Origin of the sequence: Bacillus salacetis, from assembly GCF_049177075.1 — a bacterium.
Taxonomy (GTDB): Bacteria; Bacillota; Bacilli; order Bacillales; family Bacillaceae_B; genus Rossellomorea; species Rossellomorea salacetis_A.
Genome location: NZ_CP185377.1, coordinates 2,209,663 through 2,233,116, shown reverse-complemented (window position 1 = coordinate 2,233,116; position 23,454 = coordinate 2,209,663). Strand labels below are relative to the sequence as shown.

Annotated in this window: 23 protein-coding genes and 2 pseudogenes; 19 read left to right on the top strand and 6 right to left on the bottom strand. The window is 37.7% G+C overall.

The genetic code is table 11. The features are described 5' to 3' along the window. Positions 1 to 17 precede the first annotated feature (17 nt). Complete coding sequence (gene aspD / locus ACOJQI_RS11585) at positions 18 to 1,628, top strand: aspartate 4-decarboxylase (RefSeq protein ID WP_421377882.1); 1,611 nt, start codon at positions 18 to 20, stop codon at positions 1,626 to 1,628. Positions 1,629 to 2,066: 438 nt separating this feature from the next. On the opposite strand, the gene ACOJQI_RS11580 is transcribed toward aspD, so the two are convergent. Beyond that, positions 2,067 to 2,333, bottom strand: a complete 267-nt coding sequence (locus ACOJQI_RS11580) for a hypothetical protein (protein WP_421385463.1) — start codon at positions 2,331 to 2,333, stop codon at positions 2,067 to 2,069. A gap of 131 nt (positions 2,334 to 2,464) precedes the next feature. After that, on the bottom strand, positions 2,465 to 3,469 hold the full coding sequence (locus tag ACOJQI_RS11575; RefSeq protein WP_421377880.1) for an SDR family oxidoreductase: 1,005 nt from the start codon (positions 3,467 to 3,469) through the stop codon (positions 2,465 to 2,467). A gap of 505 nt (positions 3,470 to 3,974) precedes the next feature. Between ACOJQI_RS11575 and ACOJQI_RS11570 the strand changes: the two genes are divergently transcribed. The 9 genes from ACOJQI_RS11570 (at position 3,975) to ACOJQI_RS11530 (ending at position 11,697) form a co-directional block, all read left to right on the top strand. Further along, the gene (locus tag ACOJQI_RS11570) at positions 3,975 to 4,529 is read left to right on the top strand and encodes an RNA polymerase sigma factor (protein ID WP_421377878.1); all 555 of its coding nucleotides are present in this window, start codon (positions 3,975 to 3,977) and stop codon (positions 4,527 to 4,529) included. Then, positions 4,522 to 5,280, top strand: coding sequence for a hypothetical protein (locus ACOJQI_RS11565; RefSeq protein ID WP_421377876.1), 759 nt, complete (start codon positions 4,522 to 4,524; stop codon positions 5,278 to 5,280). Before ACOJQI_RS11570 ends, ACOJQI_RS11565 begins: the two co-directional genes overlap by 8 nt. Beyond that, on the top strand, positions 5,281 to 6,162 hold the full coding sequence (locus ACOJQI_RS11560) for an ABC transporter ATP-binding protein (protein WP_421377874.1): 882 nt from the start codon (positions 5,281 to 5,283) through the stop codon (positions 6,160 to 6,162). Continuing rightward, entirely contained in the window at positions 6,159 to 7,415 is a 1,257-nt protein-coding gene (locus ACOJQI_RS11555) for a hypothetical protein (RefSeq protein ID WP_421377872.1), read from the top strand. Before ACOJQI_RS11560 ends, ACOJQI_RS11555 begins: the two co-directional genes overlap by 4 nt. 11 nt (positions 7,416 to 7,426) lie before the next feature. Continuing rightward, positions 7,427 to 8,461, top strand: coding sequence for a hypothetical protein (locus tag ACOJQI_RS11550; RefSeq protein WP_421377870.1), 1,035 nt, complete (start codon positions 7,427 to 7,429; stop codon positions 8,459 to 8,461). Between the two features lie 309 nt (positions 8,462 to 8,770). Beyond that, entirely contained in the window at positions 8,771 to 9,316 is a 546-nt protein-coding gene (locus tag ACOJQI_RS11545) for a hypothetical protein (RefSeq protein ID WP_421377868.1), read from the top strand. A gap of 638 nt (positions 9,317 to 9,954) precedes the next feature. Continuing rightward, positions 9,955 to 10,506, top strand: coding sequence for a hypothetical protein (locus tag ACOJQI_RS11540; protein WP_421377866.1), 552 nt, complete (start codon positions 9,955 to 9,957; stop codon positions 10,504 to 10,506). A 131-nt stretch (positions 10,507 to 10,637) separates the two neighbouring features. Beyond that, complete coding sequence (locus tag ACOJQI_RS11535; RefSeq protein WP_421377864.1) at positions 10,638 to 10,889, top strand: hypothetical protein; 252 nt, start codon at positions 10,638 to 10,640, stop codon at positions 10,887 to 10,889. A 166-nt stretch (positions 10,890 to 11,055) separates the two neighbouring features. Beyond that, positions 11,056 to 11,697 carry a Type 1 glutamine amidotransferase-like domain-containing protein gene (locus ACOJQI_RS11530; protein ID WP_421385356.1) on the top strand — a complete coding sequence of 214 codons (642 nt, stop codon included), beginning with the start codon at positions 11,056 to 11,058 and terminating at the stop codon, positions 11,695 to 11,697. A 614-nt stretch (positions 11,698 to 12,311) separates the two neighbouring features. Here ACOJQI_RS11530 and ACOJQI_RS11525 read toward each other — a convergent pair. Continuing rightward, a complete protein-coding gene (locus ACOJQI_RS11525; RefSeq protein ID WP_421385355.1) occupies positions 12,312 to 12,599 on the bottom strand; it encodes a hypothetical protein in 288 nt (95 codons plus the stop codon). Positions 12,600 to 12,883: 284 nt separating this feature from the next. On the opposite strand from ACOJQI_RS11525, the gene ACOJQI_RS11520 reads away from it, so the two are divergent. The 5 genes and pseudogenes from ACOJQI_RS11520 to ACOJQI_RS11500 all read left to right on the top strand — a co-directional run. Beyond that, positions 12,884 to 13,330, top strand: a complete 447-nt coding sequence (locus ACOJQI_RS11520; protein ID WP_421385354.1) for a hypothetical protein — start codon at positions 12,884 to 12,886, stop codon at positions 13,328 to 13,330. Positions 13,331 to 13,382: 52 nt separating this feature from the next. Beyond that, positions 13,383 to 13,961 (top strand): hypothetical protein, encoded by a 579-nt coding sequence (locus tag ACOJQI_RS11515; protein ID WP_421385353.1) that lies wholly within the window; start codon positions 13,383 to 13,385, stop codon positions 13,959 to 13,961. 23 nt (positions 13,962 to 13,984) lie between these two features. Continuing rightward, positions 13,985 to 15,238 (top strand): aminopeptidase, encoded by a 1,254-nt coding sequence (locus ACOJQI_RS11510; RefSeq protein WP_421385352.1) that lies wholly within the window; start codon positions 13,985 to 13,987, stop codon positions 15,236 to 15,238. Between the two features lie 104 nt (positions 15,239 to 15,342). After that, positions 15,343 to 15,909, top strand: a complete 567-nt coding sequence (locus ACOJQI_RS11505; protein WP_421385351.1) for a 2-phosphoglycerate kinase — start codon at positions 15,343 to 15,345, stop codon at positions 15,907 to 15,909. A 267-nt stretch (positions 15,910 to 16,176) separates the two neighbouring features. Next, positions 16,177 to 16,347 (top strand): annotated as a pseudogene (locus ACOJQI_RS11500) (histidine--tRNA ligase); the annotation flags it as partial. A gap of 37 nt (positions 16,348 to 16,384) precedes the next feature. Here the strand turns inward: ACOJQI_RS11500 and istB are convergent. Both istB and istA read right to left on the bottom strand, forming a co-directional pair. Beyond that, positions 16,385 to 17,149: an IS21-like element helper ATPase IstB gene (gene istB, locus ACOJQI_RS11495; RefSeq protein WP_421379666.1), complete on the bottom strand. Its 765-nt coding sequence runs from the start codon at positions 17,147 to 17,149 to the stop codon at positions 16,385 to 16,387. Next, on the bottom strand, positions 17,146 to 18,723 hold the full coding sequence (gene istA, locus ACOJQI_RS11490; protein WP_421379664.1) for an IS21 family transposase: 1,578 nt from the start codon (positions 18,721 to 18,723) through the stop codon (positions 17,146 to 17,148). The genes istB and istA overlap by 4 nt, the downstream gene beginning before the upstream one ends. Before the next feature lie 149 nt (positions 18,724 to 18,872). Here istA and hisS point away from each other — a divergent pair. Then, positions 18,873 to 19,982, top strand: a pseudogene (gene hisS, locus ACOJQI_RS11485) (histidine--tRNA ligase); the annotation flags it as partial. Positions 19,983 to 20,089: 107 nt separating this feature from the next. On the opposite strand, the gene ACOJQI_RS11480 reads toward hisS, so the two are convergent. Then, entirely contained in the window at positions 20,090 to 20,716 is a 627-nt protein-coding gene (locus ACOJQI_RS11480; RefSeq protein ID WP_421385350.1) for a class I SAM-dependent methyltransferase, read from the bottom strand. Positions 20,717 to 20,882: 166 nt separating this feature from the next. On the opposite strand from ACOJQI_RS11480, the gene ACOJQI_RS11475 reads away from it, so the two are divergent. The 3 genes from ACOJQI_RS11475 (at position 20,883) to ACOJQI_RS11465 (ending at position 23,443) form a co-directional block, all read left to right on the top strand. Beyond that, a complete protein-coding gene (locus tag ACOJQI_RS11475; RefSeq protein WP_421385462.1) occupies positions 20,883 to 21,755 on the top strand; it encodes a LysR family transcriptional regulator in 873 nt (290 codons plus the stop codon). Positions 21,756 to 22,233: 478 nt separating this feature from the next. Beyond that, positions 22,234 to 22,713 carry a hypothetical protein gene (locus ACOJQI_RS11470; protein ID WP_421385349.1) on the top strand — a complete coding sequence of 160 codons (480 nt, stop codon included), beginning with the start codon at positions 22,234 to 22,236 and terminating at the stop codon, positions 22,711 to 22,713. Between the two features lie 379 nt (positions 22,714 to 23,092). Next, positions 23,093 to 23,443 carry a hypothetical protein gene (locus tag ACOJQI_RS11465; RefSeq protein WP_421385348.1) on the top strand — a complete coding sequence of 117 codons (351 nt, stop codon included), beginning with the start codon at positions 23,093 to 23,095 and terminating at the stop codon, positions 23,441 to 23,443. Positions 23,444 to 23,454: the final 11 nt, after the last annotated feature.

The following is a 23,454-nucleotide window of genomic DNA, read 5'->3' as shown; positions in this document are numbered from 1 at the left end:
CTTAGGAGGAGATTGTGATGAAGGATCCGAAGAAAGAAAGTCAGGAACTGGAGAAAATCAGCCCGTTTGAATTAAAAGACAAACTAATAGACCTGGCCACAGGTAAAAAGCGAATGACCCGGTCCATGCTGGATGCCGGCCGGGGAAATCCCAATTGGATTGCAGCTACACCTCGCGAAGCATTCTTTGCTCTTGGACAATTTGCCGTTACCGAATCCAGGAGGGTATGGGATGAAGGTGATTTGGCGGGGATGCCGAGCCGGACGGGAATGGCTGACAGGTTCAATCAGTACGTAGAGGAAAACCAGCAGATTCCCGGCATTCAATTGTTAAAAGAAATCATTGATTACGGAATCCATAAAAAAGAGTTTGACCCGGATGCCTGGCTCTATGAATTAGTCGATGGAATCATCGGGGATAACTATCCGAACCCTGACCGGATGCTTGTCCGCACAGAAAAAGTTGTGCATGATTTTTTATCAAAAGAAATGTGTGGAAGCGATTCGACCTGCGGCACGTTTGATCTGTTTGCGGTTGAAGGCGCAACGGCAGCAATGTGCTACATATTTGAAACTCTATATAAAAATTACCTGCTCCCTGCAGGGTCGAAGATTGCTTTAATGGTTCCGATCTTTCCGCCATACATAGAGATTCCGGAACTCCCGAGCAACAGGTATGACATTGTCAAAATCAGGGCGACCGAAATCGATGAGGAAGGTCATCATACCTGGCAGTATCCCGCTGAGGAGCTGGATAAAATAAGGGATAAGGACATTAAGGCACTCTTCGTCGTGAATCCGAGCAATCCGCCGTCTGTTGCTTTAAACAAAGAATCCGTGGAGAAAATCATTAACATTGTGAAACAGGATAATCCAGACTTGATGATCATTTCCGATGACGTGTACGGTACGTTTGTTGAAGGTTTCCGCTCACTCATGGTTGATCTACCGTACAATACCATCGGTGTGTATTCTTTTTCAAAGTACTTTGGCGTAACTGGCTGGCGGTTAGGAACGATCGCGATCAATCAAAACAGTGTATTTGATAAGCTGATTAAAGAGCTGCCTGAAGACAAGAGAAATGAATTGAATACGAGGTACTCGTCCCTGTCCCCAAATCCTGAAGAACTGAAGTTCATTGACCGAATGGTTGCCGACAGCCGGGACGTGGCGCTGAATCATACTGCTGGATTATCGACACCGCAGCAAATCCAAATGGCCATCTTTTCAATTTTTGCGATGCTTGATACCGAAAATAAGTACAAGCAAAAAACGAACGATATTCTAACTCGGAGAATGGTTTTGTTATACGAGGGACTGGAACTGCCGAAGAAACATCTACCAAATGATGCGGACTATTATACAGAAATCGATCTGGAAATCTGGTGCAAACACCATTATGAAGAAGGGTTCCTGGATCATCTGAAAAGTCAATACAAACCGGTCGATATTTTATATCGTCTGGCCGAGAAGTCATCGATTGTATTGATGAGCGGGGAAGGATTCATGGCGCCGGAATGGTCGATTCGCGTGTCCCTTGCCAACCTGGAGGATGAAGCGTATTCACAGATAGGGCAGGAGTTGAAGAAAGTGTTGGATGATTATTTGGCGGAGTGGAAGAAGGCATAGCGAAGCATAAGGGTTGTAGGTTATTGTAATATTATTATGTAAACTAAATAACTTTTATACAAGAGTTAGATAAGCTGAAGGATCTCTTCCTTATCTAACTTTTTTGTATTTTTGACTCAGAAAATATAATTAAGAGGCGGTTTATGGGAGACACATAATTAGTTTTCACCAGGAAAGAGAACGGCCAGAATAAGGACATCTTGTTCAATTAATCTGTAATAAACCCTGAACTTTTTTATAACCACTCTCGAAACACCTTTATACTTACCGAATTCTTCAGTATATGATTTGCTAATAACAAAATTCTCTAAAAAAGCTTCTGTGTGTAAGATGAATTGTGAAATATAATCGAAGGATTCTTCTGGGGAAACCTTTCACTCCTGAATTGAGTGGGTTTTTGTTTGACAGCAGGGGACCAGATGACATTCCGCTTATACATTACTTAAAATCCTCGGTAGAAAGGGATTTTAGTAACTCTTGAGTAGACAGTCCAAGCCCTTGTTCGTACTGCTCCTGACTTTCCCTTAACATACGCTTAAGTTCAGCGTTCTCTTCAGTTTCAGTTTTTATAGTTTTTTTGTCTTCTTCTTGGAGAACGAGTGTGAACTTCCCCTTACCAGGAATGGAAAATTGAATTACTGAGTTTTCACTATTCATCTCTGAAATATTTTTCATAAGATCTTCTAATGAATGAACTTTTACCATTACTTTCACCACCATTTACTCCTTTTTTCTATTTTATCATATTTAGTTGCTCAACCACTATTTACAAAGAAACCTAACAAGCCTCTTAAGATAATAAGTCATCTCAAGAGGCAGTAAACATCACCAAAACTCTACGAACTCGTCGACTGCCCTCCATCTACATGCAGTACCTGGGCATTGACATAACGGGAGTCATCGGAGGCAAGGTAAACGAAGGTCGGCGCGACTTCAAATGGCTGGGCCGGCCTGTTCATGGGATTGGTGGCTCCAAATGTCGCAACTCGGTCGGCCGTAAAACTGGACGGGATCAGCGGTGTCCAGATGGGACCCGGTGCAATCCCGTTGACACGAATGCCGTCCTTAATCACGTTTTTGGCGAGCGCCCGGATGAACCCAACCTGTGCCGCTTTCGTTGACGTGTAATCAATCATTTCCGGGAAACCGTTATAGGCGACAACCGATGTGGTCTCAATGATGGAGCTGCCTGGTTTCATATAGGGAAGGGCAGCACGTGTTGTGTAAAAATGAGAGTAGATATTCACTTTGAATGTGTCATCGAACTGTTCATCCGTAATGTCGGTTATTTTATTCTGTTGGAACTGGATGCCGACATGGTTGCAAAGAACATCCAGCTTTCCAAATGTTCTTATCGTTTCTTCGACAATATATCTGCAGTGTTCCTTGTTTCGTAAATCCCCTGGCAATAGGAGACAGTGTTGTCCGAGCTGTTCGATTCGTAACTTTGTTCGTTGTGCATCTTCATGTTCATTCAAATAGGCTATCGCCAAATCAGCGCCTTCCTTTGCAAAGGCGATGGCTGCCGCAGCCCCCATCCCGCTGTCACCGCCCGTGATGAGTGCCACTTTCCCTTTTAGTTTCTCGCTTCCCTTGTAGTTGGGATCCTCGATGATCGGCAGGGGAACCATCAAACGCTCATGTCCAGGATGGTTAAACTGGCGCTGCTCGGGGACGGTCATCGGCACATCCTGATATTGTGTTATCTGTCCGTATCGAGGATAAAGTGGGTAAGGATCATTCACACGCTGCGTTTGGAAGAGAAGCTGCATCCGCTGAATCTCTTGCAGTTGTTGTTGTTGTGGCTGCCCGCCGTGTTGTTGGTAAGGGTAATGGTTCATAAGGACCTCCTGTTGTAAGACTAAGATTTGTTAATACAGTATTCGCCCAGAATCTGAATGTTCCTAAAACCATATGGGAGTAGCAGCGATCTGGTACTCGAATATGCTGTAAAAACTTTTACTTTAAGGGAGGTATCTCAGTGTTTTATTTCAGTCCCGAAGCTTACTATTTACTAAAAACCGAATCAACCAAGAAGGTTCAAATGCATTATGACGGCCATCAGTGGCCAGCCCCGCAACTTCAACCAAGGCCCCCTTATTTCACGAATCCTAGATATGGGTTTACTTTTTCGGAGATATAAATAGTGCGAAATGGGCAATCACTGCTTGCAGGCAGTGATTGTCCTTTTCTTTTTTTCTAAAAGGACCTAACAGGAGTCTTGAATACACAAGGTATAATGTTTAGTGAGAAATTTTTTTTATTTCTAAAACTATTGCTGCTTGAATTCCGAATATAAGAATAGACGAACAAGTTGAGATACCTAATGGATGTGATAGAAGAGATATGACTCAAGAGGAGAAATGGATCAAGGCGATACAAAAGAGATCAAACGAACAAGCAGCCAATCAATTAATACATAAATATTATAGTGAAATATATGGCTTTGTTTATAAACAAACGATGGACCAAGAATTGACAAAGGATTTAACCCAGGAGATCTTTATCAGTATGTTAAGGAGTCTGCACAACTTCAACGGCAGGGCTGCTTTTCGTACATGGCTCTATAAAATAGCCAATTCCAGGATGATCGACCATTACCGGTCAAAATATTATCAACAACAGCGGAAAACGGTATGGATTGATGAATCGCATCATTCAATGGCATCTACCGAATTTACATTTGACCTGGAAGCCAAGGAAGAAGTAGAAATTGTTCTTAAGCTGCTTTCACAGTTCAAGAGAGAGCTTCAACAGATAGTCTCTCTGAAGATATATGGAGACTGTACTTTTTCAGAAATTGCAGCAAGCTTGGAGATGCCAGAGTCCACTGTAAAAACGAAATATTATGCGGTGATCCGGAAACTTAAGTACCTTGTAAAGGAGAATGAGGATGAGTAAGAAACGTAATGAGGGGCCATTACCAGATGAAGGATTCATTCAAGAAGAGATTAAAAAGATACTTTCCAAAGGCATGGATTCGAAAGCATCCTTCTGGTCCTACCTAGGCCAAATGTACAAGCAGGTTGGGTTTAGGTTCATTTTCAGGGATTTTGCTGAAATCTTTTTCACTTTAGTTATAGCAATCATCGCAGGAATTTCATTCCTAGCCGGGGCTTCCGAAACTATTTTCATAAGGGAAGTAAACTTATACACTATGATATTCAGTTGGTCGCCAATAACATACTTGATGATGGCGTATCTGTTCTTCCTGATCCAAAAGAAAAAACCGACCTATGAAGTTGAGATGACGTGCAAATACAATCTTCATCAGCTGGCAGCCTTTCGAATGCTCATGTTCAGCGTCATCAGTTTGATTATGAATGGGGTTATTATTTTTTTATTGATGTTACAGGCTGAATTGAACTTTTTTTATGCAATGCTGCTGTCAAGTTCATCTCTATTCTTATTCTCTCTGTTGTTTCTTTTTGTGATCCTTCGGGCCAGGAACAAATTTTCAAAAATAGGATTGTTTCTAGTATGGGTTACAGGCAATATTGTCGCGTCTTATTTTAGCGGAGAATATTATCTACATGTCTTGAAGCAGATTCCGTTTTATATTTACGCTCTACTAGCAACTGTCGGGATTGTCTTATATGTGAAAAACCTTAAGAGATTGCTTTATTCCAGAAACCTGAAGGGATTGATGTAGATGCTGGTATTAAATAATGTAAGTAAACAGTATGGAAATTTCACTGCTCTGAAGAATATAGATCTCGAATTTACCAACGGTGTTTATGGATTATTGGCACCGAATGGGGCGGGAAAAACCACCTTGATCAAAATGATTGTCACTCTGTTATTTCCAACAAGTGGCGAGATTTTGTATAACGGAACGGATATCACATCGCTTGATGAACAATACCGCGATGTCCTTGGATACCTTCCACAGGAGTTTGGCTATTATAAAAATTACACGCCTGAAAAGTACCTCATGTACCTATCTGCTTTAAAAGGGATGAAAAAGAAGGAGTCCGAGGAGAGGATCCGGGAGTTGCTGCGGCTTGTCGGGTTGGAAGAAGTCGCTCGCAAGAAAATGAAGAAATTCTCGGGAGGCATGATTCAGCGGGTGGGAATCGCCCAAGCTATGCTGAACAATCCGAAAATCCTGGTCCTAGATGAACCGACAGCAGGATTGGATCCTAAAGAACGTGCCAGGTTCCGGAAAATTCTTACTGAATTGGCACGTGACCGTATAATCATTCTTTCAACCCACATTGTCTCAGATGTAGAATCCATTGCCAATGAAATCATTATGATAAAGGATAAGGCTATTTTATATAAAGATACAGTCCCTGCTATCTGCCGGACTCTGGATGGATCTGTTTTTGAGGCAGAAGTCAATTATTCTGAGGCAGAAGTCTTTAGGAACAGATATCAAACTTTATCAGAAAGACAGGAGGGTGACCATATGACCATCCGGTTTATTTCTGAAGGGGAAAGCCTGCCGGGCTGGAGAAAAGTAACACCCATTTTGGAAGATGTATTTTTACATGTCTATGAAGATGATGCCACATTGGCGGGCAGTATGTGATGATTCTCAAACAGGAACTGATCAAGATCATCAAGAATCCCGTTATTCCTTTGCTGCTTCTTTTTTTCCTGGTTGTCAACTTCTTGATTGTTATCAGTCATTCTTATTTTAAAGAAGAAATGTCTGTGTTGACTGACCTGGTAGATGTTTATGGACATGAAATAAATGAAGAGATGGAAACACGAATACATGATGATTATGAGGAGATAGTGTCTTGGGTCAATGAAATTGCTCCAAATCAAAAAGGGACATATAATCATCCATCAGAATTGCTAACCGATATTTCTATACTGAAAGAAAATCCTTTGAATCATGAAGATTACCAGCAGCTGTTGAGATTCACCACCATCGAACAATACATACGTGATATCGAGGAAATCGATACAGTTTACAAGGAGTTAAATCTGTCTGACTATGGTAAGTCATTGATTGACATGTATGGCCTATCAGGATCCGCAGCAGAAGAGGTCAGGATTGAGTCTCAAAAATTGGAGGAAAGAGCAAATGAGCTGCTCGACATGGGCGAACATAAACATTTATTCTTCAATGGGAAATTGTATGAAATGCATTCTCTCTTGTTCAAAAATATTGGCCGTGCCCTGATCTTCGAGTTAATGATCATTGTGGTTCTCATTACTGCAGCCTTAACAAATTACGAATTTGAACATCGTACTTCTCAAGTTGTATTCGCAACGAAAAGGGGTCGTAAACTTGTATTCGATAAATTAGGTGCATCTATCTTAGGAAGTTTGATAGCTATGATGATCCTGATTGCTATCACCTTGACCACGTTCTTTATTACCTATGATTACTCTGGCCTTTGGGATGTACCAATCAGCTCCTATTTTAATGCAGAAGGAAAGCTCCCCTTCATCACTTGGTGGAATCTTTCATTCCTGGAATACCTGATGTTATTTGCCGTTCTCATTATCCTCATTCAGCTATTATTCTCAGGCATTTCCTTTCTTTTATCAATCTTGATGAAAAATACTTATCTTGTATTTTTCGCCTTTGCTATTTTGTTGGGAATTGGTTTTCTGCTTCCTGGATACATGCCAAGAGATACGAGATTTCTATTCTTGGTGAATTATAACCCGTCAGGTTTGATATTGAACCCGCATGAATGGTTAATGGGAAACGGGCCTTTTACAATGGGACCATATTATGAGCTTATAACGTTAGGACTATGGAGCTTAGTACTAGTTGTGCTAACTGTTGGAAGTATTCTCCGATTTAAAAGTAAATCGCTGTAAGGGGGCAAATAATGAGAATCATTGGCTATGAAATCAAAAAGCTGTTACATTGGAAAATCCTATTTCTATTGCTCTTTATCAGTCTTGTATTCTTTAAACTGTTCCTTGAGTTTGAATTCCTGTATTTTCCGAATGGGCAACCAATGACTGACCATGTAGAAATAAGCAAACAAATGATTGAAAAATACGGCAATGAAATGGATGAAACGGAATTCCAAGATTTTAAGAATATGTATAAAAAGGCATCAGAAAAAGAAGATGGCTCCTACGAGAAGGGGATAGTTACAGGAGGTTTCCTGGAAAGCGATTCACCTTGGAAGTTACAGGCCTGGGAGGGAATCATAGAGAGTTATGAACGAAAAAAGATATCCTTTACTAACAAAACGAATAAGGAGGCAGTTTTACCTGGAATCAATTTAAACTCCATCCTTCCGTACATTGTATATGAAAACTATAACAATTTAATTCGAATGGTTACGGTGCTGGTTATTATAAGCGTCATGATTGTGACAGGACGGGTTTTTATAACCGACATGCAAAACAATGCCATGAGCTTGCAATATTCTACGCTTACAGGCCGGCGGCTCTTTATATATAAAACCATTGCCTCCATGATAACGTCGTTTTTCATCACCGCAGTATATATTGGGATTCTCCTAGTAGCTTATGCTGGAAATGATACCTCGGTATTTTTTCAATCCAGCCTGCAATCCTTTGATATGATATGGCCCGGTTTTTTGATAGATCTCAGTTTCCTGCAGTATATTATCCTGACCATCACGGGAGTATTCCTGCTGGCACTTGTCTCGGCAGCAATCACCACATTTGTGTCTCGTACAGTATCGAGTTATATGTCGCTCATCGGCGCACAAGTGCCTGTTGCGGCGATCCTCATTCTGCTCATATTAAAATATTTGATATCAGATCTGCTGAGTGTCCGATACCCGATGTTCCTTACAATCGGAACATATATCGTCTTGCTCTTCATTGGCGCAATGGTACTTTTTAAAAGGTGGGAGAAAGAAGAGATGCTTGATATTGGATAATGAGAAAAAACGGACGAAAGGAAAACAAGGTTATTGTAATAATGTTATGTAAAAAGAAGAAGCGAAACAAGCAAATGCGTTGGCGCATATTTTCTTGAAGTCTTCAATAATCCGATTACATCTTCAGTCTTTGAAACTTCAATTCTGTATAAGGTACTCTCAATGTATTAGCCATATGGATAGTATAGGGGCGTACTTGGATATTCACAAATACGCACGGTTCATTTAATGGAATTGCATGAATTTTGAAACTTATCATGGCCCTTTCTCGTATATAGGGTATGAGTATAATTGAAAGGGTGGTACTAAATGAGCAATATCAAGAAATACTTTCAGCCCTTTATATTATTGGGCGTTCTACTTTTAGCTTCTGGTTGCACAAACTCCGAAACAGCAGGGAGCAATTCAGAAGAGACCGGAACCTCAGGTGATGCTGAAAAAAACATTGAAGCTTTCTTAGAAAATGTGTTTACTGGACCTAACGAGGAGAACGAGTTTCTTTTCAATTTTGAAGATTTGGAAGGACGAGGCGAAAAGGTTTCTGATTACTATCAAGATCATTTCCAGCCTTATATGAGCGAAAGTCTTTTAGAGGATTTTATCAATTCTAACGGTGCTGTTCAATTCTTAATGGTTGCTCAGCCTGATTATGTCTTAGCAACAGAAGAAATCACACTTGAAGAAAACGAGGATTATTACACCTTTGCTGCCGAAGTATCCTATACGAATAAGGAAAGTAATGAAAGTGACACTGTTACAATTAACGGTAATATACAAACAGATGAAGAAGGATTGGTCACGGGTATTCAATATCATAGTGGCGAATACGAAGAATTTCGCACAGCTTTAAACTAGGGAGAAGGAATTAGAAACCTCAACACTAAATATTAAAAATTAGGCTCAGTTCAATTTGGGACTGAGCATTTTTTATGTCAACACGCTTCCTGGAAGTAGATGGAAATTAAGAAGGTTATTTAATTTAAGTTAAAGGTTTCTTTAGGATGTTTTCAGTATGCTTTTGGTAAAAACGTTCTTCTGTTATAGAGTGCCATATAACTAAGCAGCCACCTGATCTCAGGCTATAGTCTTATTCAACTTTTGGGCAGGTTAATTGAATGATTTGAAACTTTGGAAATTAGCTATCCGTCTAATTACTAAAGAATTATTCATACTCGTGAGGACAATTAAACAAGAGACAATTACATAAAAAAGGGGGAAGGGACTTGGGGCGTTATATTAGTATGTTTCTTTTAACTATATTGATAGGTATAACACTCTTCTTGTTCGTTATTCCGATATTATTTGGAATTGATGAATTCGATATTTTCGTAACAATAATAACAATTCTTTTTGGTTCATTTATTATCACTCAATTATTTTACATTGCTGATTTGATTAAGGAGAACAAAAGGTAACATACAATATACAAGTAAAGGGCAGGTTAGTTGAATTATTTGAAATCATTATATTAGAACCTGGGGAGGTATTAGGATTTGAAAAAAATTATATTGGGATTTGTACTCCTAGTGTTCACGATTTCACTGTTTATCTATTATAGGTCTCAGCAACCACCCACCGTTGATAAAGTGTTTAAGATAACTGATGAATGGTCTCCTGCTATCGAAGAAGTTTATGATGTGAAAAAAGTCGGTGATGATTGGTTAGCTTTATTTAGAAACAAACACACTGTATTTGCTGGCAGGTTAAAACAAAACTGGCTGGGTTCGTGGAGACTTATTGATGATAATGGGAAAGAGGGCGTGCTAGCTACTGCTAATTACCCGCCAGGGTCAGAAAATGAAGGCGTTACTTGGGGAGCGTCAGGAGTAAATGATGAAGTGGCTTATTATTTTGGAATGATTTCTAATCCTAATGTAAACAAAGTCATTATCGAGACCCAGGGTAAAGAATATACCGATATCCCTTTTATTGAATCAAATGAAAGACGTTTCTTCCTTATAAAGACTGAAGGAAGTATTGTTCCTTATGATTTTAAAGCTCTCTCAGGAAATGGAGAAATAATTGCTCCACCATTTAAGTATTAAGTACTTTAATCAATTAAAGCAGGCAATAACTGACTGTAGATCAGCTATTGCCTTTATTCTTGGCAGATTAACAAAACTTTATGAAACTGAAATCGATTGGTACTCGTCAAACCATACAAGGGGGAGAGCATATGAAGAAATATCTAGGTCTAATTTCTTTGGTTCTATTTATACTTGCAGCCACCTCATATTTAACTGTATTTATAGGTGTTGATGAATTACTTTTATTTGCGGTTATTTGTTCTGTTGTTGGAATGATTGTTGCTTTGTTCGCTGATGGAGGAAGTTATAGAAAGTTCGCCTTGTTTGGGAATGGAGCGATTATATTACTTTCTCTTGTTATTCCATTTGTAGTAACTACATTTTTTTGGAATTCTCCTTAATAAATGTTGTAGCTTTCTTCAACAAACGGGGGCTTATCCAGAATAGGATAAGCTTCTTCTTTGTTTAAAATTTCCTTGAGTATGCTGCACTGTTTTGAAATAATTGGTATTAGGTTGAAGAAGCAGGTTATCGAAGAAACGAATTAATATCTAAGAGGTGTTCTAGGTGGGGAAGTTATTTTTTTACAGTGATCAAGTAGTTGAATCTCCGGGGAATAGAAGGTTGGATGAAAAACTTTTGGCAGGTATGAACACTGACAACGTTAAGGTTGGATACATTCCTTCCACGGAAGACAAAGAAAAAACTTTTTTCAGATCTAAAGCAGACTATTATCAAAAATATGGCATCCAAGACATTTTGTTTTTTGATCTTTACAGTGAATTTAATCCGTTAATAATAGAAGATCTACTTAATTGTGACATTATTCACCTTTCTGCTGGGAACCCAATTGAGTTTAGAAAGGCAATCAAACATCGTAATATGGAAAAGGTTCTAATTGATTATTTTAATAACGGTGGAACTATTGTAGGTGTGAGTGGTGGGGCAGTCCAACTTGGAAGGACAACAACATTATTTCAGATGTTCACAGGGGATATAGATGAAAATTCAGAAGCCTTACAACTTGTGGACTTTGAATTTTTACCTCATTACAATCGTTGGAATGAGGATTATAAAAGAGATGTTCTTGATTATGTTAAAACCACTGGAACTACTGTTTACGCGGGAAATGATGGAGATGGAATTATAGTGGATAATGACAAAATCGAGATGATAGGTGACATTGTTGTGATAAGTGAACAGGTATAGAGTGGTTTGGTTAATGAGGTTAGCAATAACGGAACTGTAAGCTAATTGTTCCGGCTATTGCTCTTGTTCAATTATTGTGGCAGGTTAATTGAATATCCAGGGAACCATCAGTAATGAGAATGGGAATAATGAAATCTAACAGGATTCAATCTCGCCTAATCTAGGAGGGTCTTACTATTAAAAAAATTACAATCGGGTTAGCTATAACAGCTTTATGTTGGGGTTTAATTGCTTGCTCACCTTTAACTGAAGAGAGTGCTGAATCAGGAGAAGAAGTCGGTGAAAATGATGAAGGAACTGAGAAATAGCAATCTGAAATTAGGGTTGCGTGGGAATTCGTTAAGAAAAAAGGGTGGGATGAACTTGCCAAAGGGGAATGGAGAGATGCCTCAGTAGAAGTTACAGATACCAGTGATGGAATTATGTTGGACGGCGAACCTGAGAGGGATGGGGTGTTAATGGTTTCTTTTAATTCTAAAGATAACCTTATGAGAAGTGTGCCTCCAATTTTTGTCGACCTTCAGGAAAAAGAAGTGGTAGGATATGCCCCAACAGAATAAGGATTCTTCAATTAAAGGGGGCTTTTGCTGAACGTTGGTATAGAGTTATCACACCTAATAAGGTGGATTTCCTATCCATTTGATACTTTGCCATAATAGTAAACCAAACCCAACGGCTAGGAAGATGATATTTGCAACCATTGACTTCTTATCACCTTGTCTTTTATCTTCAAATAAATCAAACATTCCCTTAAAAATCCAAAAGAATAACATCGCAAACCAACCAATATGGTCATTAAAGGGATTTTCATCAAATAAATACCTTATAGAAATTAAGATGATGGTAACAAGAGTGATGTTTCTGGAAATTTTCCATTTCTTTGGTGAAGCTTCATTCTTCAAATTAACCCTCCTAGACGTTCAAGGAACGCTTTTTTACATTCCCTAAAATTATCTTATCATAACTTCTCCATTTGCCTTGGTTTTCAGAATTCAATATTACAGGGGTGGAACTTGTGACGACTATTAATTGCCATATTGTTAACATACTTATCCTTATAGGGAGTTTAGTAGAAAAAGATACGATGAAAAATGATGGTTGTTCTAGAACAGGGAAGCAGTTTAACAGAATAATAAACTGTTAAGCATTATAGTGAAAATTGTATTTCGATCAGGTGGGGATTAGCTTGAAATATAAAATAATAATAGGAAGTACTGTCGTTGCCTTAATAGGCTGCTTTTTTCTAATAAAAGCAATGAATAAGGAAATATGGGAAGAAAATTACGATTTACTGAGGAAGGAAGTAATATCACTTGACCCATCGGTGGAAACAATAAATTTGATTGATATAACGCCGTTTGAATGGGAGGTGGTTCATTTCTTTGAACCATACACCCCGGTAGAGGTAATTTATGAAACAGTCGGTTATGAATGGGATAGTATTTCTGCAACAGTAAGCGAAGGAATGAATCAAATAGTTTTCTTGAATAATGGGGAAGTCGTTTGTTATGTATACGGTTATCCTTCGAATAATGGATTTGGGATATCATATACGGGTTCTTCGCTTAAATTAGGCAATGATTTGAATTTTCGTGTGACTAAAGATAAAGGTGTAATAACTTTGAACAAGTAGTAATTTTCTTATTCAACAAACTTGTGCATTAGGGTAAGGGGGGGCGTCATTAATGAAGAAACTACTTTTATTTGTATTACTAATTTTATTGATGGCTGCTTGTTCGAATAAACCAAACTCATCAAGTCGGGCAATTGAAGTTTCAAGAAGCAGTGGAGACTATAAAGTTTATGAATCACTTGAAGAGTTAGAGACGGATTCCGGCCTAATCATAAAAGGGCAATTGCACGGAGAACCTTCTATTCAAAAAGAGTATCAAAATGAAGTCCATATCTATTCTGTCAGAAGATCTGAAGTGATGATTGAAGAGGTATTTAAAGGGCAAGTAAGTGAAGGAGAAACCATTATTATGTATGAACCAGGATACGTTCAAAATGATATCTTAGAAACTATAGAAGGTTATGTTCCTATGAGCAAAAGCGGCAACTATATTCTCTTTTTACGAAAGAACCCTAATGGAGAATTCGTGGTGATGGGTGCTGACCAAGGGAAATACAACTTAAAAATCAAAGAAAAGGCCAAGAGAAATAATGAGGTTACAATAGAACAACTAGAGAAAGTTGATTACATAGGGGATAATCCGAAGCGATTCAACAAACTTAAAGATGAAGTGATTGAGAAATACAACTAGATAACATCATGGGGGAGAACTGAATGATAAAAGGAATATATGATTTTATAAGTGAAGCACAGTTGAAAAAGTATGCAGAACTTGCTGTTAGAGCTGGTGTAAATCTGCAAAAAAATCAATTATTGATTATACATAGTGATATTCAAAATGCTGCGTTTGCACGTCTAATCCAAACGGCAGCCTACGAGGCAGGAGCTTCCAATGTATTTATAGATTGGACAGATGAGCAGTCTACCAAAGAATTTTACTTAAATGCAGCAGACAGTGTCATCGATGACTACCCTGATTGGCAGGCTGCCCGTTACAAGGAGTGGGACGATGCAGGTGCTGCTTACATCCATATAATTTCTGAAAACGTAGATATCTTTAAGGGTGTTTCTAAAGAAAGGATAAGCCGTTTCCAAAAAGCTTCAAGGACCAAATTGAGGGATTATCATGCGAAAATTAGATCCCACGAAGTACGCTGGTGTCTTCTGGCAGTTCCATCCGTTGTATGGGCAACTAAGGTATTTCCAAATCTAAGTAAAGAAGAAGCTTTACAATCATTATGGAAGTTAATTTTAAAAGGGTCGCGGGCAGATGGGGAAAATCCTGTAAAGGAATGGGAGAGTCACAATAGAGCCTTTGAATCTCGAATAGAATTCCTGAACAAAAGCCAGTTTGAAGCCCTGCATTTTACCAATAGCCGTGGAACTGATTTATTAATTGGCTTACCTGACAATCATCTCTATATCGGTGGGGGTGTCATTGATAAAAACGGAATACACTTCTTCCCGAACATTCCTACGGAAGAAATATTTACTGCTCCCCATAAAAATAAGGTGAATGGCAAATTGACAGGAACCAAACCTCTTATCTATGAGGGAAGTGTCATCGATGAATTTTATCTGATTTTTAAAGATGGACGGATTACCAACTATTATGCCGCACAGGGACAGGAAGTTTTACAAAGTTTGATCGAAACAGATGAAGGATCGCATTATCTGGGTGAAATTGCCCTGGTCTCTAATACATCCCCTCTTGCTCAGGCAGACACTCTTTTTTACAATACATTGTTTGATGAAAATACGGCCTGTCATATTGGAATCGGAAATGCTTCTCCCTCCAATATTCATAATGGCATTGACCAATCTGAGGAAGAGTTGAAGGCAGCTGGTCTTAATACTTCCCTTTTGTTAGTCAATGTTACCTTTGGTACCGAAGATATGAAAGTGGTGGGCATTAAAAAAAGTGGAACTGAAGTCATGCTAATGAAGGATGGGGAATTCCAATTCTAAATCGTCTACAACAAAACAACAGAGAAAATAACTTTCTGCTGGATTATACTTAGTCCTCGTTATAGTAAGAGCAAACATATAATTAAAATTGATTGGAGTATTATATGGTAATCTTAATAAGTGCAGTAAGTAGTACCGGTAAAACCTTGATGGCTCAAAAGTTACTAGAAAAATACCATATTTCCTATCTCTCTATGGACCATTTAAAAATGGGATTGTACAGGGGAGTTGAGAATTGTGGATTCACACCACTCGATAGTACTGAAGTCATTGGGGATAAACTCTGGCCAATAGTAAAAGGGATTATGATGACAAGTATCGAGAACAAACAGGGAATCATTATTGAAGGATGCTATATACTGCCGCACTATTTACAGGATCTAGGCAGCAACTATTCAAAAAAAATCATTCCAGTATTCTTTGGTTTTTCACCGAACTATATCCAGGAAAACTTCGAAACAAGAATAGTGAAGCATAGGAATGCTATTGAAAGCCGAAATTGGCCTGAAGAAAGAACAATAAAAGAACTTATAAAGGAACATAAAGAATTTAAAGCACAGTGTTTACAAGCAGGTGTTAGGTATTTTGAAATCGAAAAAGACTATGATAAAGAAATCTTGAAAGTTTATGACTATATAGAGGCTGAGAAACAGAGAATCGATCTTATTTAAAAACGGACTCTCAATTATATATGTCATTGAAAACTTATTTGTTATATGATAACATTATTGGAAATTAGAGGTGAGTATTAATGCAATCATTTAAAAAGGCAATTATCTCGTTCTCACAACTACATCATCATATCAAGTAGCCTTGCTATCCGATTTATTAAAAATCGTTAATAGGAAGGCTATTTATCATTAAACCGTATTTGATTAAGTTCACCACTTAAATCAAGTGCGGTTTTTTATTTTATTAAAAAATTGGAGGCAATGAAAATGAAGAAAATGGATTATCAAAATGTAAAGGGTACTCAAGATTACTTACCGAATGCAGAGGTAATAAGAAGAGACATAAGAAGAACATTAGAAGATGTATTTATCCAATATGGATGTAAACCACTGGAAACACCTATATTAAATTACACCGAATTAATGGCTTCTAAGTATGTGTGACCGTCAAGTAGAATGACACAATTTTTGCTGATTAATTTGAAACACTTTGTTCACCAAAAATCGTTTTTCGATGTTTCATTCTCCAACTATCTTTATTTAAATGAACTATTTCCACTCGATGTAAGATCCGGTCAAGAATAGCTGTAGTAATGGCTTGGTCGCCCAAAAGTTCACCCCATTCTTTGGGTCCTTTATTGGACGTAAGTATAATCGAGGATTGATTATAGAGGTTATTAATGAGATGGAAGAACATATTGGCTTCCTGTTTATCCATAGCCATAAACATCAAATCATCTATGATGACCAGATCTGCTTCTCTAATTCGCTTCATTCTTGTTTTGGATTTCCTTGTTATTTCCTCTGTCTTTAATGCCTGAATTAGATCTCCCATAGTGGTAAAGATCACTTTATATCCCTGGTTTAACGCTTCGATCCCTAGACCTATCGAAAGATGGGTTTTACCTACACCTGGCGGTCCAAGAAATATGATATTATACAGCTGTTCAATCCAGGTTAAGTCCTTTAACTGGTTTAGCTTCTTGCTACTTAAGGATTTTTGCTCATTTACGTCATATTCATCAACGGTACTATGGAACGGAAACGTTGCCCACTTAAAACGCTTTTCCAATTGTTTTTCGTCTCTCCGTTTTTGTTCATATGCTGCTACATCTAGTAGAAACTGAGTGAAGGACAAGTCCTTTTTCTCAGCTTCTCTAATCAATTCAGGTAATCGATCAGCTGTCTCAGCTAACCGAAGGGACCTCAATAAGTTTTGGACCTCCTGAAGCTGATTCAACTTTGATCACCATCTTCCAAAATGACAGTATAGGCATCTACATTTCTTTTTTGTGCTTCTGTGTCCATAATCCAGCCAGATATGCTGTTTAAAGGCGAAACTGAAACAGTCTCAGCGCTATCATTTGTTGTCTCATAATCCTGTCGTTGTCGCTTGAGGTATAGAATGATATCGCTGAAATCTGTCGCACTGTATAAGTTTCTCTTGATACATTCCATGAGCGCTGCTGATAGAAGCTGGCCGTTATGTTGCTTAGTTTCCTTTAATATCATTTGTAACTGATCACGAATGTACCGTGGGTACTTCTCGCGAAGTTTATCCAGATAACCATAAGCAGTTTCTGTTTCTTCAAACCGTTTCGCTACGGTATCAATGAATGCATCAATGCCTTTTGTACGATCTCTGGTATGTTTTCTGTCTTTTATTAATTGCCCTATACCGTCTGGAATCTGATGTTTGGCCAGTAGTTCTCCTGTCTGAGAATTATAGATTAATAGTTCTCTGTCTTTTGTTTCTTTTATTGAGACAGTTTCATGCTTATGAAAAGTTCCAAGTGGAAGGGAGTACCTATTAGATAAATACCGTATGGTATTGTCCTTGTGGACGCTTCTTGTTATACTGTTTTCATAGTTGTTTAGGAAATTAATGTTTCCTGTGACTGGTCTTAAGTGTTGCTTTTCCAAGGAGAACACTTCGACCGGTCTTTTTTTTGTTGTATTATGAACTTTTCTATTACCTGTACGATTCAACCATTCCCAACCTTGTTCGTTCCATGAGTCAATATTATCGAACACTCTATACTTGGCGAAATTGTACTTAATAAAGCCTACGACATTCTCAATTTTTCCTTTGCTTTCAGGATCAGCTTTCCGACAAACTCGGAGGTTTAATTTCCTCGTTTGTTTATATTGCTGGAACTCTTTAGTCAAAATGAGATCACCACCATTTTCACTCACCACAATTAAGCTATCCTGGTCATACACGAGTTCACTTGGAATCCCACTAAACCATTGAAAGGCATTTTCATGAGCCTGAATGACATCTTGAGTTGTAAATGGACGATCTAACCATTCTTTATATTTGTATCTGGAGTTAGATAACACAAAGGCAATAAAATTCAGCTTTACCTCTTTGTTATTAGATGTTTTTTGCTTTGTGTGTCCAAAGTCAACTTGGATCTGTTCTCCCATTGGAGAATCAGGTATTGCTTCGTAGTCCCTTGGTGAAGATTCCTTAGCTATTTTATATTCAGCTCTTAACTCTCTAACGTAAGCACGGACAGTGCTCTCACCAACCTCAAGCTCCTTATATCTTTCCATCAACCAATCTTCCACTTGTGCTGCTGAAAGATCAGGATGTTCCCTTAACCAGGACAAGATTAGCTCTTTATAAGGATCCAACTTTTTCGTTCTTGTTTGTAAGGACTCTACCCATTCTGCCATCTCCGAAGGAGATTTCTTAAGGTGACGATATACAGTCGCCCTAGACACCCTCAGCTTATCTGCTACTTTCGTTTTACTGAATCCTTTCTTGATTAACTGCTGAATTTCCATATACATTTCCCACTTATCCACCTTTACTCAGCCCTCCAATGATTTATAAATCAAACCATCATCATATAACGGAAGGACCCTATATTTTACTGGTATATTCGGGTAAATAAGTGTTTCATCTTATCTAGCAAAAACTGTCTACTTTAGTTTAGCAGTCACAGTATGGCGGCGGAGCAGAAATATTAGAAGAAATGTATACATTATCCGATAGAGGAGAAAGAGAATTAGCACTTCGCTATGACCTCACTATACCTTTTGCTAAGGTTGTTGCGATGAACCCAACATTGAAGATGCCTTTTAAACGATATGAAATTGGTAAGGTATTCAGGGATGGACCAATTAAAACGGGAAGGTTTCGTGAATTCACACAATGTGATGTCGATATAGTAGGTGTGGATTCGCAAATCGCTGAAGCTGAATTAATGGTTATGGCATTGTATGCTTTCAAGAAACTTGATTTGAAGGTAACGATTCAATATAACAACCGAAAATTATTAACCGGAATGCTCAATGTATTTGGTACACCGTATGAAAAAATCAATAAAGTAGTCTTAATTCTAGATAAGCTTGAAAAGGTTGGAATAGAATCTGTGGTTTCTGAGCTTAATGAACAAGGGTTATCAAGTTCAACGATTGCTCTAATTAAACAGTTTTTAACTGATGATGGAAATTCAAGCTTTGGTTATTTTAAGCCATTTGCCGAACAAAACGAAGAGGTAAGACAAGGCTTAAATGAAATAAAAGAGTTAGAATCCTATCTTGAATTTCTGGGAGTAAAAGAACAGTGCGTATTTAATCCATTTTTAGCAAGAGGTTTAGAGATATATACTGGTACTATTTATGAAATGTTCTTGGATGACCAATCAATAAAATCAAGTATTGGGAGTGGCGGAAGATACGATAATGCAATCGGTGGGTTGATAGGTACAAATCAAGATTTTTCAACAGTAGGAATTTCATTCGGTTTAGATGTGATCTATACTGCAATGAGCTCGACAGTTAAGGAATTAAAAGAAAATCCAAATGTGGATTATTATATAGTCCCCTTAGGTACACAAAAGGAATCTTTATTGGTAGCGAATTATTTAAGGAGCAAAGGCTATAAAGTAGAATATGAAATGAGTAACAAAAAGGTAGGAAAAGCTCTTGATAAAGCTAATAAAGAGAAGATTCGCAACGTTATTATTATCGGAGAGGATGAAGTTAGAAATAACCAGTTCAAAGTAAAAGATATGTTTTCAGGTGATGAACGGACTGAATCTTATCAATTTAGGGTTTGAGGCTCTCTCTTCTTGTATCTGTCCATTAAATTGAATGTCGACCCTGTGTTTAAGTTTCACAGGGTCGATAGATAGATGGAGGTTCTCTTGTTTGTCATCATTCATGGTTATTCTTTATCCCCAATAATGGCAATTGTGTGGTACCCTCTGGAAACAGGGCCTCTCAATAATCTAACATTGGTAAAGTTTAATTGCTTCATAATTGGGAGTGCCTGAATGTTAACCAAGCTGTTAATTGTATCCCAAATTTCCTCGTTTTTTCCATTACATAATGTTAAATGGACTGTGCCTCCAGGTTTTAGAACTCTATGTATCTCCCGTAAAGCTTTAGATAGGTTTTCCCAAAAATAAATTGAATGAATACTAAACACAGTTGAAAATTGCTCATCATTAAATGGTAGTCTTTCAACGCTGCCATATACTATCTTCATTCGCTTTTGTCTTAATGATCTATTGTTACGTATTCTTGCAGAATGCAGAAGGGTCTTTGATAAATCCAATCCAGTGATTTTGATGTCACGATATTCATTGGAAATAATTTTTAAGGCATAGCCGGCTCCACAACCTATCTCAAGAATACGCTCATCCTTCTGTAGATTTAGGTTTTCTAATGTCCAGAGCGTCTCAGATTTATGCTGTCTGATCATCTTTTCCCCTATAAGCCATCCTAGTACTCCTTTTGGTTTACTATATTGGTGATCAACTAGGCTATTGAATTTATTTAGAAAACTCATTACAACACTCCTAACGTGTGATAAATTGCTCTAATCAAACTATAATTTGTTAACAACCATTAAACAATATAATATTAATTATAGTTATTATTAAAATTTTTTATGGGTAGGAGAAGGATATGGAAATTAACCAGCTTAAAGCATTTGAACTTGTTGCCCGCCTGGGATCATTCAGCAAAGCTGCGGGTACTTAGATGTATCACAGCCTACTATTACTTTGCGAATTAAAGAATTAGAAAAAGGTATTGGAGGATATCTATTTATTAGAGTAGGAAAACAAATGGAGTTAACAGATATAGGCAAAGGGTTTCTTCCTTATGCAAGACAAGCATTAGAAATTCTAAATAAAGGTAAAGAAAGAGCTCAATCTATTAAAGAGGGTATAAGAGGAGAAATAACGATAGGTACATTGCCCACTTTTACAACCGGTCTCTTTTCAACAGTAATTATCGATATGCACAAACGCTTTCCGGAAATTGACTTAACGATACATACCGGACATAATCAACAGATTATTGAAATGCTTTATGATGGGTTTGTTAAGCTGGGTTGTATTACTTCCCCCTTCTTTAATAGGGATTTAAAGAAACTTGATCTAATAAAAGAGCCTTTAATATTAGTCGCTCATCGTAATCATCTTTTAAGTAAGAAAAAAGGTGGAACTTATACTGTAGAAGAGGTTTTTGCTAATAGCAGCCCCTATATCTTAACGGATTGGAGTGAAGAGGCCAAACACTGGCAAAGATCTAATATGAACTTCGGTTTAGATACTCTTGAATTGCCGCCAGCAACGGCTCTAGAATATGTTCTAAATGGACAAGGCATAACACTGCTCACCGAGTCAATGGTGTCTAAACACATTGAGGATGGAACCTTGGTGAAAATTAATCCAAAAAACCTACCAGCTTTATATAGAGAAATAGCATTAGTTAGTTTAGAACATAAAAATTCCTTACCCTCTGCAGCACAAAACTTCTTAAGAACTTTGAGGACAAATCATAGTAACTTTATTAACTATCACCCTGAAGAGAGTTGTTAATTAAGTTACTGTTTTTGCAGCTCTGCAATCTGGAAGCATCTGGAGTGCAAAAAGGAAATCATCAAATTAATCAGTCAATTTCCCTTATGCTATTAAAGGGAAGTTAAATGAATATTTGATTAATTAGAATGAGAACGAGTAGCGTGAAATATATATTTGGAAAACCCTTTTGTGGGGAGGTAGGTATATTGCTATTCTCAAGACCCTTAACACCAGAAGCACCTTCCATTTGTGTCAAAATAATGGGTTGTGCTAATGTGGAAAATTTGGTTGTAACTTTTATAACTATATTGATTATATATTTTGGTTATCGATTCATTTATAAAATGAAATGACTTTGTGCTATCAATTAATGGAGTTTGATATTTAGATAGGATTAGTTTAATTCCATATTGACCAAGCAGACAGGTTAGTTGATAGAGCAATATGAAGCGTGATTTGTTGTGTACTCGTCTAATTTGTGAAGGGGTGTTTCTTCGTGAAAAAATATATATTAGTTTTATCACTTCTGCTAACAATAGGTTCCTTAGTTGCTTGTACTTTTGACCAAAACGCTATGAAAACAAAAGAAGTGAACAATCAACAGGAAGGAACTTGGGAAGAAAGTGCAATTTTCAAATCAGGCCGATATAAAATGATTGGGGTTGAAGAGGAATTAGGTTTTATCTACGACGATTCAGAAGTTACTCGCTTCTACCCCCACAAAGAACAGAAATATATGTGGCATCTTTGGGGGGAACCAGAAAAGTTAAAGGGGAATTTAAAGGTCACTGCTACTCATAATTTCTCTAATGAAAAGGTTACAGTTATTGAGAGTTTACCACTGGGAGGAGCCCATAACGGGGCTGATGCCCATACCCCTTCATTGATGTCCCTGCCCGAAAGTGGTATGTGGAAATTGGATGCGTATGTTGATGACAGGCTGCACGGATCTATATTTGTTAAAGTTTATGAGTGAAAATAGTCCCAGTGGATGCAATAGTAAAGAAGGGAGTTGCTGTGGCAACTTCTTTTTTTATTGAAGTAACGAGGCAGGTTAACGGAAAAAGCGAAACACTGATGAACTATAAATCGTCTAACTCAAGAGGAGGGGTATTTCTTTGAATGGTATACTACCTGTATTTTTGTCAGGCTTTGTACCTTGGTAGTACTGGTTGTAATGTATTTCAAAAATATAATTCCCAGATATTCAATGATGGGGGCAAGAACCGAAGATCAGCAAATGGATTCAGCCATTACTCTTCTTTTGTATTAGACAGAGATTAATGGAAGATGAAAAAAATGAAACTTTTTCCTTTCCGTTTTCGTAAAAATAAGTAATTGAGAGGAGTGTATTTATGAAAAAATTATCTATTATATCCGTATTGTTATTAGCCATTTTTGCTTTGTTCGGTTGTGGAAATAATGAGGCAGAAGAAATAACTAAGGAACAAGCTGAAGAAATTGCTATGGATGAGTTTGAGAAAGACTTAGCTCAATTCAATGAAAAGGGCAATGAAGATATAAAAGTGGATACCGTAGAATTATTATCAAATGAAACACACCTCAGCAGTTCTTCAAAGGCCTGGGAAGTAACTTTTAACTTGAAGGACGGGTTAACGAAAGATGGAGAAGCAACAAATTCTATCGCGCAGTACAGTATTAGTCCTGAAGGAGATATTAAAAGTAAATCAACCTCTTTTGAGTAAAAGTAATGCCT